Genomic DNA, 13,374 nt, shown 5'->3' with positions numbered 1-13,374 from the left:
TGTCGCGCAGATTCTTAATCATCTCAGGGTCGTTGGCATAGGCAATGGTATGGAAGCCCGCTCCATTGTTCTTGTACTTACCGTGCACTTCGCTTCCGGCAATGGTGACTTCGTATACATCTCCATGGTCTACATCCTGCATGAACCTCGAAAACGAGATTTCCGCTTCTTTGTTCCCAGTGCCACCCGCCTTCACGACCTGCCACAAGAGCACACCAGAAAGCAGGATTACCAGCCAGAAGACGATTGTCTTAATCGGATTTGACACACAAGAACTCCCAAGTTGGAATGCGGGAGGATTATAGCTGCGTCCGCTCAGGACGCTTTTGCAACGGGGCGGGTCGCGTGCCCTTCGCGGCTTCTCAATTTCCTCCTTGCGATACCCAGGAAGTGGGTGCCGCACTCTGCGTGGTTTTCGCAGGGTGCGCAAAGGCGAAGCGTGGACCTCCTTGGTTTGGATCTTGTTTTAGCATCGGTCGCGCGCACTCTATCGAATACCTCTACAAAGACATCTCGCGCATACACAGATCCCATGAAGGGCTTTCTTTGATAACAACTGCAGGTGATGTAGTGGTAGTCGTGAAAACCGTCGATTCAAATCAGATCGCGCGGCACGCGGCGAATTATAGGCGAGACCTTCTGGATAAACCACTCATCGAACACCGCGATGAGTGGGGCGCCCGGCGCCTGCTCTCCCGTTGTGGGAACGTGCATTGGCTTGGGAACGGGAGCGCTGCCGGGGGCTGCCTTCTTGACAACCTCAAGCTTGTCGATCGCGATATGCTCATCTTCGACTTTCAGATCGGCGCGGATTTCATCTCCAGGACCAACCTGCTCGAGCATCGCATTGTCAGCGACCGGATATGGCATGGTCATCGCTTCCATGAAGCCGGGAATGGCATCGTGATCGATGATCAGCTCGTGCCCGAGCTTGTCGACGGATATGATCCTGCCGTGCAGCGCGTAGTGATGGGCCTCAGGCTTTTTGCCGCAGCCAACCAAGGAAAGAGCGAACACGAAGGTCACGAGAGGAAAAGCAAGGTCACGAAGCTGGCGTAGAAACGCAGCATGCTGCGTCTCCACGACGATGATCCTCAGTGCCATGCTCGCTGAATTATTTCGGTGCATCGTCAAGACGCAGCATGCTGCGTCTCTACCTTTCCTAATAATGGAACCTATATTTCACCTGTAGCGAGATCTCCCTTGGATTGGCGAAGTGTGATCCGCCAAACGTGTTGCTCAGGTCGATGAAGTAGCGCTTGTTGGTCAGATTCATGGCGCTCACCTTCGCTGACCAACTCTCTCCGAACGATTTGCCGAGCGAGAGGTCGATAGTCCGATAGCTGGACAGATGGTCTGGCCCGTTGCCATTCAGGAATCCTGAGCCGTAGGTGAAGTTCGCCGATAACCAGCTCCGCCACTTCATGGTGGTCGTAAGCCCGGTGCTCAGAGTGTCGCGCTGGTCATGGTCGAGATAGAAAAAGCTGTCTGGAGGCGGACTGAAGTCGGTCAGCCCTCCGGTAACTCCCCCGGTGGCTTCGGCCGATTGATGCGAGTATGCAAGGTGAAAATCTACCCGTTTGAACACCCGCGGAGAGCGCACGGTGGTTTCAAGACCGCGAATGCGAACGTGATCGATGGTGAGAGGAAAAAAGATATTGGAATCGCCGATTACATCGTGATCAAAGAAGTTTCGCGCTCCGGTGCGGAAGTAGGCGACGTCAGCGGTCCAGGATCGGATCGGAATTGTTAGTCCAAATTCGTGCTGTTCGTCTCTTTCTCCTTTGAGAGGCAAGAATCCAAGGTTTTCTGCTGTGGCAAACTCGAGCAGCGGACCTGAGATTGTCGAGAGCGGCGGCGCCTGGTAGTAGCGACTATAACTTACGCGCAGCACCCAGTTGAGATGTGGCAGGCGGATCGCCATTCCCAGACGCGGATCGGCGGCGTTCTCACTGATGGCCCCGGCGAAGTGTGTGAGCCGGACTCCGCCGTTCAACGTAAGCCATGATGTGAGCTTGAATTGATCCTGCAGAAAAAGCGCTTCCAGTTGGCCGCTGACGGAATCGCGCGCTGCGATGTCGTCGCCGCTGCCGTCATTGGCAATTAATCCGAATTGCGTGTTGTCGTGCTGTCCAAACCCATAAATGCCGGCGCTCGCGTTGTGCTTCCCGTAAACCGCGCTTACCGACAACTGTCCGCCCGCATAGTTCGAGGCGCGATTCACGATGGTGCTGGGCACATCATTGGGTCCGCCCTCGAACGCAGCGCGATTGAAGTGGTAAAAAGGCGTGGCGGTGAGCACCAGGTTGGGCGACCAGGTATGAATCCAGGAAAAGTTCCCAAATGCATCCTGCTCGCGTTCGCGATCGCTGATCAGCGCCGCCTGTAGATCGGTATCGTTCGGCACCTGATAGTGGTCCTGCCGCGCTGAGCCCACGAAGCGCAACTGATCGGACGGCGTGGAATTGAAGATCAATGACGTAAAAGCCCCAAAGCCGTTCGCGCGATCGTGAAGCACCTTCGATGTGGGAGTCTCCAGTCCCAAATCGGTCCGGTTACCGTTCAGGCTCGTATAGTAGGCGAAGCGGTCGGTATGACTGCCGAAGCTGAGCTGATCGTCGGTAGAGTTATAGCTGCCGTAGCTGGCCACCAGCTCCGCCTCTTTGTTGCGCTCGAAACCAGAGCGCGTGACCACGTTGAAGACTCCGTAAGTACGATCGCCATAGTCGGCTGAAATGCCGCCGCGTTCTGCTTCGAGATAATCGATGTCCTTCGGATCAAACTGTGGGCCGACATTGCCGGCGATATTCGTATTTGGCACCGGTACACCGTCGATTGCCCAGGTAACCTGGTGTCCGCCGCGAATGTGCAGTTGATCGTGCGCCATGTAAGCCCCGGGAACGTAGTTGGTGATCATCGCGAGCGAGTTCGCCTGATCGGCTCCTGGCGTTGCGAGAATTTCATGACGGCCGATCATCGTTTCCGTGGTGCTCGAGGACGGATTTACAGCGGCAACTTCGCCGGTGACGTTGACGGTCTCCTGAACCTTGGCAATCGCGAGCTGGAAGTGCAGATCCTGAGCATCACCGGCCGTGACGGTAATGGTTGCGATGCGCCTCGCGAATCCGGGGGACTCAACAGTTACTTCGTAGTCTCCGAGTGGAACAGTCTGAAACAGAAATTGCCCAGCGTCGTTGGTCGTAGTCTCGCTTTTCCAGTCACTCGTCGCGGACTTCAATAACACCCTCGCTTTCGCGATTGGGCGATGTTGGGGATCGTGAACAATGCCCTTCACAACTCCGAAGACGGAGGCAAAATTCAGGCTGGGAATGAATAGCAAGATGAATAGAAACAGCTTACGCATGACGCAGTCCTCGTGAATACAGGCTAGATCCCAAGTCTTTGGAGAGAATCAGCTCCGCGCTAGCGGCGGGATGGTGAGCAGCTGCCTGGCGAACCGGTTCCGCATTTGGGAAGTATCTAAAGGAGGGCTGGAGGACCGCGCTGATGGTCAAGGCGAATCGGCTTGAGGTGTCGGCGAGAAACCGCTCTGCCGATTGACACCTGGCGGGCGGTCTCAGTTCGGGCCGTGGAGGAAGGCGGCAGGGCAACGATCAAGCTCGCAAGCTGCTGACTTTGCCGCATCGGACATGGATTACTCGTGCGAAATGCGTCGCCACCCGACGCCAGCATCTCCGCCACAGCCGAGCAATGATGGGCACCGTTACGTCGGCAGCATACCGGCACCCGAGCTGGAGTCGCGGCCGAGATCACCGGAGCAAAGAACGGCCCCATGATCAAGAGCAAAATCGAGGTGGCTGCTAGCTTGCGCATGGCGGAAACGGCAGAGCGAGGATACTCCTACGGCGTCCTGATCATAAAGCTTTTACCGGTAAATTGGTTGCAAAAGAGCAACGACGTCCCAAGAAAAAAACTCAGCGTCCATGCCGTCCGGGCTGAACGCTGAGTGTTGAATGCGACGCTCTCTCAGGACGGGCTCTCGACTGTCTCCAAGGGAGTGGAGGGTTCGCCCGCTCCCGCGCGCTCCACCTGAAAGTGCAATTGATGTTTCCGGGGATCGACATCGACGACCAGACGGTCGGCTGGGTGGCCCATCCTTTTCCCGTTTCGGTTTGTGCATCAGACTCGCAGACAAAAGGGTGGCGGGGTGGCCCGGTATTTCCCATTTTGGTCTCTTGCATGCGACTTTCATGTAAAGGGTGCCCCACTCTCGCGTGCTGTTCGCGAGGGTGGCATTCGATGATGTGTGCAACTCCGCTTTTGACTTCGTCTTCTTCGCGAAACACGCGAGGGCAAAAAACGCAGAGTTCATGGGCACAGAATAAGCGCAATTCGGAAACGATTCAAAGAAGAGAACCAAAACCGGGACTGGTCAACATTCATCTAATCCCACCCTCGCGAAAATCACGCGAGAGTGGGGCATCCGAGTCATGGTGGTTCCATAATGAAACCGAGCTTAAAAGGCCGGGCCACCGTCCCAAAAGGATCGTTGAGGTCTGACGGCTGGGTGAACCGGACCCTCAGCGTCTTAGCAAATAGAAGGGCAACTTCGGCAGAGATGTACTTAAACATTGAACAAACTATTTCCTCTTTGGCACCGCACTCCTGCCCGGTACCGGTGTTGTAATCGCGGTCAGGACTTGTCTGGGAGAACAGCACGCGAGACCGGGGTCCCCACGTGATGATGGGTTTGTCACATCGAGGGCTTGCGCCAAGCTTTTCCATCCATGAATACGACGATCTCTACATAGTCACCGACGGCGACTCTATCACTCACCCACCAGATGTGCCATGCGGGCTGGCCTTTGCCCTTCTCGCCGTACACGGTGTATCGGACTTCATATAGCCAATAGTGTGAGATGTCGATGTGTTCATCTCCAATGTAGTTGTCTGCAATCTTCAACGCATCTTGTAAGAGCAGCTTTGGCCTAAAGGTTCTTGTCACCTTGTCTAATTGGTTGTCTTTAGTTTGCTCACCTGACGACTGCCCCAAGCTGATAGGGCATACCGACAAGATCAAAAGTGCAAGCGAGAGTAAGTGATATCGCATCGTCTTCTCGTGTCCACAGTTTATTTCTACGGTGAACAATCCACTCAGCATTCCGCTAAGACAAGGTAACTGCAATCATAGGTAGGGTGCGGTCTTGGTTCCCGTAACGATAAGAACCTCGGCCGGAAAACTGATCCCGCGGTCGGTGGCGTACTCCGGTAGAGCTTCCAGCATCTGACGCTTCACTTCCATCAACTGCTCGCGTGAAAGCGTAGCCAGCTTTTCGCGAAGCTTTTCGGACATTCGTCAAGGTACATCAACAAAGGCACTGCTGATGATCCAGTAAATGATGAAACCGGCGATCAAGATGACAAAGAGACCAACCGCCCGCTCTCGCCCATAGCCGCGATTCACCGGCACTCGATTGGGTGTTCTGACAATCCAATTGCGAATCCGGAGATATGTTCTGGGCGCAATCGCGAGGAAAGATGCCTGAAGAAGAATGACGCAGAGAACGATGAGGATGGCGAATTCCACAGACACAGGCCGATTATAGGCAGTTTGACGATTCGCCTATGCTGTTCCTCGTGCCCGACGGTCCACGGCAGAAGAACGTTCTCCTAATTGCAGCGTCTCTGATCGCTGCGGTTCGAACCGCACGCGAAGAAACCATCACGCCGACTTCTCCGAGGATCATATGCAAGACTAGATGACTCTGTACGACTGGCACAAATGGTCCTGAAACTTCGGGGTCAGACGGGACCTTTTCCTTGATTGGGAAATTAGACCAGGGTATGTTCGTCTGTCCCGGTTTCCCGTCCCCGGTTTCCCCGCAGCTCCATCTCCCGAGTGGAGCATGGAGTGGACACAAAAAAGCCTGGCGAAATCTCGCCAGGCTTTTTTCGAGTACTTGGCAGCGTACTCACTGTCACTGACAACGTCGCCGACTGCCCTCCCACGACGGTCAGGGTGGCTGGAGAGACGCTTGCGGTTGCGCCTGATCCGTTGAATCCCGGATTCAGTGCCGCCGTCGCATTGAGGGTCAAAGCCGATCCTGTGGTATTAGTGACCGTCACCACGATCGTCTTCGATTGTCCCGACTCTGGTTCGATTTTCCGGAACGACAGCACCGCTGGCGTTAGCGTTGCCGTCGCTGCCACAGCCTTGGCCAGATTAACGATGCCACCACCGCGATTCTGGGGATTGCTGGTTCCCAGCACCGACGGCCGGCTGGCTGTGTCTACCAAGGCGCTCTTTATCTGCGCCGGCGTCCAGTCGGGATGCAGTTGCAGCAGGAGCGCCGACGATCCCGCCACGTGCGGCGTTGCCATGCTGGTGCCTTGGAAAAGCGCGTACGCATTGCCCGGAACGGACGAGTACACGTTCACCCCCGGCGCGCAGACGTCAGGCTTGATGTCGAGCAGGTTGGTCGGCCCGCGGCTGGAAAAACTCGCCAGGAAGTTGCCATTGGTGGTCAGGATTTCCGCGACGGTCGTTCCATCGGCGGTGGCGAGCTGCCCCGCATCGGCACGAATCGCCGCCCGATCCAAACTCGCCAGCATGACTGCCGGGATCGTCGGCTGGTTCGCAGTACCGTCTGTGCCCATCGCGATGGGATCGCCTGCCGCGTTATTCACTACCAGAACGCCGGCCGCTCCGGCAGCCTGCGCATTCCGGATTTTCGTGGAGAAGGTACACGCGCCACGGTCGAGCACTACCATCTTTCCGGAATACGGCGCGCCCGAAACCGCCGAGCACGCTGTTGTCGTTCCGGTGGTATCGCTCGGGTTGCTCCAGTTCGCCAGCAGCGCGGTGAGCGCCGGCTTGTAGTTGTTGAATGCGCCGGTGGCCGCGCCGAACGTGCTGGAGTTCGCGGCGACATTAATGCCGAAATAGTGACTATTCGTGGTAGCGCATGCTGTAATCGCATTCTCCGCCTGCCCAGGGCTCTCGACCGTGTTCACGCCCGGACCGCTGTTGCCCGCTGCTACCGCGACTACAACGCCAGCATTTACTGCGCGGTTGGTTGCGACCGTCAACTGATCCTGATAGCCGCGGATCCCTCCGCCCAGGCTCATATTGATGACGTCCATCCCGTCTTGCACCGCATCTTCAATCGCTTGCGCGATGTCATGCGATGCAGCGTTAGTGATAGGTCCGGGAAACACGTTGTAGTTGCCCAGGAATGCCTTGGGCGCGATTCCAGTCAGTCCGCTTACCGCTGGCGCCGACCCATCGGCAGGCGCAGCAGCATTCGTGCCATTCACGCCTGCAATCGTTCCCGACACGTGCGTTCCGTGCTCCTGTAGTGCTTGCGCACTGAGCAGTCCGGGCTTGCCGGTGTAGTACACCTTCGCGACGATCACCTTCTTACTCGTGTACTGCTGATCGCCTGCATCGAATTTTGGGAAACCTGCCGGAGGTACCAGCGAATTGTCCGTCAGAAACGGATGCGTCTGGTCGATGCCGCTGTCGATCACGGCAATCTTCATGCCTGCGCCCGCATTGCCAACTCCGCCCACCGCAGCCCACAACGCCGAAGCATTGATCAGCGCTGGGGAGCGGTCCATCACGGGAGTGTAGGTCAGACTAGGTTCCACTAACGTGACCCCAGGGCCGCCACGCAGCGAATCCAGCGTCGCTCCGCTCAGTTGCACAGCTAGACCGTTGAGCACAGTGTCATACTCGTGTACGACTTGCGCCGATGATTTTGTGGACTGCAGCCACTGCTTGAAATTGTTGCGCGCGTGTGCCAGCGCTGCACGATAGCGTCCGTTCGCTCCGGCAGCGAAGTCGAGCTTGCCATTTTTTGTGCGCGTTGCGCCCGGCCAGTCGGCCAGCGGCGGATCCGCAAGGATCACCATTGCATATCCGTCGTAAACGCCAGTCTTGACGCGCGGGGCGTCGCTGGTACCGGTACTTGCGAAGGTGGGTGCCGCCACTGCTGCGAACAGCATTAAAACAAGTATTGGTGTGACGCGTTGAGACGTACTCTTTCGCATAATAAGGAACTCCTCCAGGGTTAGGAATCATTTACGTACAGTGAGGCCAACGAACTTCCGAGCAGTGCAGATGGGCCCGAATTTTCGAAAATATGTGCGGTGCGCGAGGGAATGCGTCAGCAGTCTCGAGCTAAACGATCGCTGCCAGCCCCAAACCTTGGCCTGTCATGCCGAGCTGGGCGGCGGCGGTTTTCTATCATGCCACGTCTCACACCAGAATATGTGCTGACCGTCACCCTTTTTTTGCACGTAGTCCCTGACTGATCAGAACTAGGTGTGTTGTATGGATGTCAGGGCGATGGAAAGGACGTACGTGCTCTCCGTGCCTCCTCAGCAGCGGTAAAGTGAGTCGATTTTGTGCTCGTTCTCGCCGCAAGAGTTGGGAACCCTCGCTCCCCCATCGACTCCCTCGGGCTGCTGGCGTTTGGGTTTTCGCAACACAAAAAAGGAAAGGCTGGCGGTTCACTGGCCTTTCCCTTGTTGTTGCATTTTATCTAATTCAGAGACACACCCGCACCCCGGCGCGGCAGTATTTGCGCGGGAGATTCTCGCGGACCACATCGGCTTTCGTTCTCGCTGGAGCGGCCGTCCTTCATCGCCGAACCTAGTTCGGTGCTACCACGAGTCAAGATTGCGAGTCAACGAAAAATTTCATTTTGGAACTCAGGCGCGTGTGGGAGAGTGCTCGTCGCAAGCACCCGACGCTGGCGCGAGCAACGGATGCGAATTTCAGAATTCACTGCTTATTCACTGTTATTCACTGTTCTTTTTGGCGAAGAAAATCGCGAACTTGCGTAATCCCTGACGTGGCAGGCGGTTGCGCGGAATCGTCCGTTGCTCGCCACATTTTTAGAAAAAATTCGCTGTTAAATTCACTGATAAATTCGCTGTTCCGCGGGCAGCAGTGAATTAAGCCAGTTTCAAGCTGAGTCCGCTGCTCTCAGCCGCATTCGTTCCATCGGAATGCTGGCAGTCCGAAACAAAAACAGAAAAGTTGAGGGCAAGCCATACTTCCAAGTAGCATCTAAGCCTGTCATGCCACACGACCCGGTGGTCTGCCCTCCTTGCCTGCCCAAAGTACACCTTGTAAATCCCAGCGACTCCTCATTTGGCGTTGCCGTCATCACTCCGCGCTGGTTATTTGTGCTTGCCGCCGCTACCCCAACTACCTTCGGCGATCCCGAACTGTGCGACGAAACGCTAGAACCATTGGATGTCAGCCGCATACAGCCAGGAGACATCGTAGGGATCGGAATCCACACCGCGAATGCGTTGCGCGGCTACGGAATCGGACGCATGGCGCGCGAACGCGGGGCCTGGGTCATTTTTGGAGGTGTTCATGCGAGTCTCTACCCTGAGGAAGCATTCGAGCACGGGCGCGCACATGCCGTGGTGCGTGGAGACGGCGATGTGGCCTGGGGAAAGGCATTAACCGATTGCGCCAAAGGTGAGTTGAAGAGAACCTATGAAGGCGGACGCATTGAGGCCGATCAATTCAAGGCGGCACGCTGGGATCTGCTTTCGCCGAAGCGTTACATGTGGGCATCGGTGCAGACGGTTCGCGGTTGCCCCAAGCACTGTTCGTTCTGTTCGGTATGGAGGACTGATGGTCAACGGCCGCGGCAGCGTTCGACCGATGCGGTGATCGACGAAATCGTGCAGCTGCGGCGCAAAGGATTCCGTTTTATCGCGCTGGCCGACGACAATTTTTATCCGGTCTCATTCACCGATCTGAAGCTCGCGGAGCGGCAAGGCAACCAGCAAAGGCTCGCGCAATTAGAGGCGCTGCGCAACGAGAGATTCGAGTTTATGGCCCGGCTGGCCGATCTGCCCGCAGACCTGAACTTTTTTACCCAGATCACCATGGAAGCGGCAGAAGATCCTCAATTTCTGATGGCCATGCGCAAAGCCAATATTAAAGGAGCGCTGGTTGGAGTCGAGGCGGTGACCGCCGAAGGATTGAAATCGGTTTATAAGGATTTCAACCGTTCCGGAGAAGATCTCGTCGAGCGCCTGCAGAGATTTCGTGAACATGGAGTGTACGTCCTGGGCTCGTTCATCTTCGGGCTCCCGAGCGATCGCGAAGAGACCTTCGACGCCACCCTGCAGCTCGCGCAAAGATCGGGTTTGGCCTTCGCTCAGTTCCTGATGCTTACGCCATTTCCCGGAACGGTCGATTTTGAACGCTGGGAGAAAACGCAGGGTCAACAGGTACAAAAGATTGCGGGAATTCCCCTGACACGCTACTGGCTGATTCCTCCGGAAATCCGGCCGAAGATGTTCATGCCGCATCCCACCATGAGTTCCGACGAAATGCGAAGACGAACCCTGAACGTCTGGAGCCGCTTCTACAGCTTCGGCGCAATTTGGGAACGCTCTGCCTGCGCTACGTCCTTCAAGGCCAGGCTCATTCTCATTTTCATCTCAAAACTCTACCGCCAGATGTATGCCAATACCGGCATCGCCACTGACAGCGCCCGCAAGAGCCGCGCCACGAGCATGGCGAAGTGGCTGGCAAAGCCATGCCGGCACTTGTTTGCAGCGAATCCAATGCCTGAGTTGAAGGCTCCGAATGCCGGCAACGCCGTTGCTTCGGAGCTGAGAGTCTCGGCCTAGTCGAGTGCCCCAGGATGGGACCTTCGGTTATGAATACTCCCAGCGTCGCGCCAGCCTGCGAGCGATTACAAAGAACAGGGCGCCTGCAACCAGCAGAACCAGGACCTGCGGCCACAGGTGTGTGACTGGTTCATCGCGCCAGAAAACCTTCGTGAAGCCGTCGATCGCCCAGGCATTGATGGTCAGCAGCCCCGCCTTTTGCATCGCTTCGGGCATGAGGAAACGCGGGAACATGCTCCCGCCTACCGAGGACATGATCAGGATTACCAGCGTCGACAGCGGACCGAGCTGCGCGCGGGTTCGGCACGTACTTGCCAACAGCATCCCAAACGCCGCCACGGAGAAAGCCGTGGAGAGTCCCATGATGAAAAAACCGGGCAAGTGGGCAATGAAATCCAGCTTAAAGACTAACCAGGCCCAAACGAACATGAGTATTAGTTGTGAGAATGCCAACAGCGAACAATAGCAAAGCTTGCCTGCCAACAGTGTTCCCATGTTGACTTGTGAACTGAGCACGCGGTCGAGTGTTCCACTCTCAGCCTCGTCCAGCAAAGATCCGCCGGCGCTGCTGGCGGTAAAAAGAAGGAACATGACTCCGATGGCTGCTGCGTAGAAGGACACCATTGGATTGTTTTTGTTTTCGCCGACGACATCACGCGCGCTAACCGAGATCGGCATTCCGCCATTGGAACTCTGACGCGTTTGCGTATTGCTATCCTCGCTCCTCTCTCGCTTGCGGAGTTCTTCCAGTCCCTGCTCGATTCTCTTGCGCTGTTCCGGGGTAAAGCCGCCGGCGTACTCGTCCATATACTTCGATCCCTGCGCTGCCATCACGTCGGGCATTGCGGTCATCGCGACCTTTTGCAGCAGGCCATTAATGATCTGCGGCGCCACCATGTCACTGCTGTCTTTGAGGAGCTGGATCGTGGAACGCTGCGAGCCGCCACCGAACGCAATAGGATTTTCTCCGAAGCCCCGCGGAATGATGAGCGCCACCGGCGCAGCGCCGGCTTTGACCGCGGCCTCCGCCGTCGTCGCTGTGTATTCAGGCTGATCGACGCCCCGTTTCGTCGCCGGCCTGGTCTTTACCGATAGAGATTCCTCCTTAAGACCCTTGACGAGTTGTTGCGAGGCCCGGCTGTGGTCTTCGTCGACCACGATCACGCTGATCTTTGGCGTAGTGTCCCGTCGTCCCCCGAAGATGACGGCAAAGATGGTGAAGAATGCCACCGGCAATATGAAACTCAGAGCAAGCGCTCCGCGGTCGCGGCGCAGAGCCGTCAAGGCAGTACGGACGATAGCGAAGATCAATCGCGCAGCTCCCTTCCCGTCCAATGCAGAAATACCGATTCCAGGTTGGGCTTGCGCAGTGAGACATCCACTAGTTCGTGGCCTGCCTTGGCAGCGGCGTCGAGTAATCCACCGATTTCAGCCGCATGCTCAATGGTGAACCGTGCCATGCCGTTGTCGAAGAGTCCGCCGCGTTCTTTCACCCAGGCAAGGACGCTCCCGTCGGAATTCCCGAATCGGGCAATCACCTCGCTGCGGGAAGCAAAAGCATTGTGCACCAGCTCTTCCTTCGCTCCCAGAGCAATGATGCGCCCATGATCGATAATGGCAATTCGATCGCACAGCCGTTCCGCCTCTTCCATGTAGTGTGTCGTGTAGATCATCGAGATTCCCTGGTCACGCAGCTTCTCGATCATCTCAAAGATGCGGTTGCGCGATTGCGGATCAACCCCGACCGTCGGCTCGTCCATCAGGATCACCTTGGGGCGGTGGATGAGTCCGGCTGCCATGTTGAGCCGTCGCTTCATTCCTCCGGAGAAACTCGCAACAGCGTCTTCCGCCCGATCGGCGAGCCCGGCCCACTCCAGGCACCAGGCCACCGACGTGGTGAGAACACTGCCGCGCAAGCCATGGTATTGACCGAACGCTTCCAGGTTCTCCCGGCAGGTTAGCCGGGGATAGAGTGCCAGGTCTTGCGGAACCCAGCCCAGCGCGATGCGTGCTCCAGCCGAATCCGCGGGAGCGCCAAAGACTAAGACCTTGCCCGAATCCGGAATCACGCGGCCCACGATGCTGCGAATCAGCGTACTCTTGCCCGCACCGTTCGGACCGAGCAATCCCAAACATTCCCCGCTGTGCAACTCGACGGTTATGCCGTCGACCGCAGTCAATTCGCCGAAGCGTTTAGCCAGCGCTTGAATGCGCAGAGGCAACACTGAAATGGGGGCGGGAACCATCGGTGCAGACGCCATCTCTCCCTCGTGAGTTGTTCTCGCGATTTACGCGCGCGGGTGGCACAGCCTAGATTGAGCCCTTGCTTTGTTTCTGGTTTTGCTTTCTGAGCAATCTACCACAATGCGCGCGCCGCCGCGCTCTGCGCGGTTTTTGCAGGGTGCGCTTTCACGACGACGCCCATCACACTCCATGCGCCAATGGGCGTAACATTGAGACTGCTTCATGCGTATGGATGGGAGCCCGATGAATATTGAAAATACGAAGAAGAGGCCAGTGCAGCTCACGGCAGAAGAGGAACGGGCGAGAGAGAAGGCGATGGACTTCTACCGTTACATTGGCAAAACCGACAAGGACGCGATGCGTCTGGCGTGGGCCGATGTTCAGAAAGCCTTTCCGCGGCTTAGGGATTACGACAGCCCAGCAGAAGTCGCTTAATAAGCGTGGAGCTCGAGCACACGTGCGGGCTTCCCGTGTCTCCACTTCTTAGGCCGAGCGAGTTAA

Annotated in this window: 11 protein-coding genes; 2 read left to right on the top strand and 9 right to left on the bottom strand. The window is 56.8% G+C overall.

What is annotated here, in order from left to right; all coding sequences use genetic code 11:
* From DMG62_00415 to DMG62_00385, 7 genes are all read right to left on the bottom strand, one after another.
* A partial coding sequence (locus DMG62_00415; protein ID PYY24986.1) for a cell division protein FtsH occupies positions 1 to 268 on the bottom strand: 268 nt, incomplete at its 3' end.
* 326 nt (positions 269 to 594) lie between these two features.
* Positions 595 to 1,128 (bottom strand): hypothetical protein, encoded by a 534-nt coding sequence (locus tag DMG62_00410; GenBank protein PYY24985.1) that lies wholly within the window; start codon positions 1,126 to 1,128, stop codon positions 595 to 597.
* A gap of 34 nt (positions 1,129 to 1,162) precedes the next feature.
* Positions 1,163 to 3,364, bottom strand: a complete 2,202-nt coding sequence (locus DMG62_00405) for a TonB-dependent receptor (GenBank protein PYY24984.1) — start codon at positions 3,362 to 3,364, stop codon at positions 1,163 to 1,165.
* A 116-nt stretch (positions 3,365 to 3,480) separates the two neighbouring features.
* The gene (locus DMG62_00400; GenBank protein ID PYY24983.1) at positions 3,481 to 3,795 is read right to left on the bottom strand and encodes a hypothetical protein; all 315 of its coding nucleotides are present in this window, start codon (positions 3,793 to 3,795) and stop codon (positions 3,481 to 3,483) included.
* Between the two features lie 919 nt (positions 3,796 to 4,714).
* Positions 4,715 to 5,122 (bottom strand): hypothetical protein, encoded by a 408-nt coding sequence (locus DMG62_00395; protein ID PYY24982.1) that lies wholly within the window; start codon positions 5,120 to 5,122, stop codon positions 4,715 to 4,717.
* 195 nt (positions 5,123 to 5,317) lie between these two features.
* A complete protein-coding gene (locus tag DMG62_00390; protein ID PYY24981.1) occupies positions 5,318 to 5,548 on the bottom strand; it encodes a hypothetical protein in 231 nt (76 codons plus the stop codon).
* Positions 5,549 to 5,793: 245 nt separating this feature from the next.
* Entirely contained in the window at positions 5,794 to 8,013 is a 2,220-nt protein-coding gene (locus DMG62_00385; GenBank protein ID PYY24980.1) for a hypothetical protein, read from the bottom strand.
* Positions 8,014 to 9,048: 1,035 nt separating this feature from the next.
* On the opposite strand from DMG62_00385, the gene DMG62_00380 reads away from it, so the two are divergent.
* Positions 9,049 to 10,629, top strand: a complete 1,581-nt coding sequence (locus DMG62_00380; GenBank protein ID PYY24987.1) for a radical SAM protein — start codon at positions 9,049 to 9,051, stop codon at positions 10,627 to 10,629.
* A 27-nt stretch (positions 10,630 to 10,656) separates the two neighbouring features.
* Here DMG62_00380 and DMG62_00375 read toward each other — a convergent pair whose 3' ends face one another.
* The gene (locus tag DMG62_00375) at positions 10,657 to 12,048 is read right to left on the bottom strand and encodes a hypothetical protein (protein ID PYY24979.1); all 1,392 of its coding nucleotides are present in this window, start codon (positions 12,046 to 12,048) and stop codon (positions 10,657 to 10,659) included.
* Complete coding sequence (locus DMG62_00370) at positions 11,937 to 12,890, bottom strand: ABC transporter ATP-binding protein (protein PYY24978.1); 954 nt, start codon at positions 12,888 to 12,890, stop codon at positions 11,937 to 11,939. Before DMG62_00370 ends, DMG62_00375 begins: the two co-directional genes overlap by 112 nt.
* Before the next feature lie 205 nt (positions 12,891 to 13,095).
* Here DMG62_00370 and DMG62_00365 point away from each other — a divergent pair, with 205 nt between their 5' ends.
* Positions 13,096 to 13,308 carry a hypothetical protein gene (locus DMG62_00365; GenBank protein ID PYY24977.1) on the top strand — a complete coding sequence of 71 codons (213 nt, stop codon included), beginning with the start codon at positions 13,096 to 13,098 and terminating at the stop codon, positions 13,306 to 13,308.
* Positions 13,309 to 13,374: the final 66 nt, after the last annotated feature.

It is taken from the genome of Acidobacteriota bacterium (assembly GCA_003225175.1).
In the GTDB taxonomy this organism is placed as follows: Bacteria; Acidobacteriota; Terriglobia; order Terriglobales; family Acidobacteriaceae; genus Gp1-AA112.
Note: the sequence above shows the minus strand (reverse complement) of the source record. Positions and strands in the feature narration are given on the sequence as shown.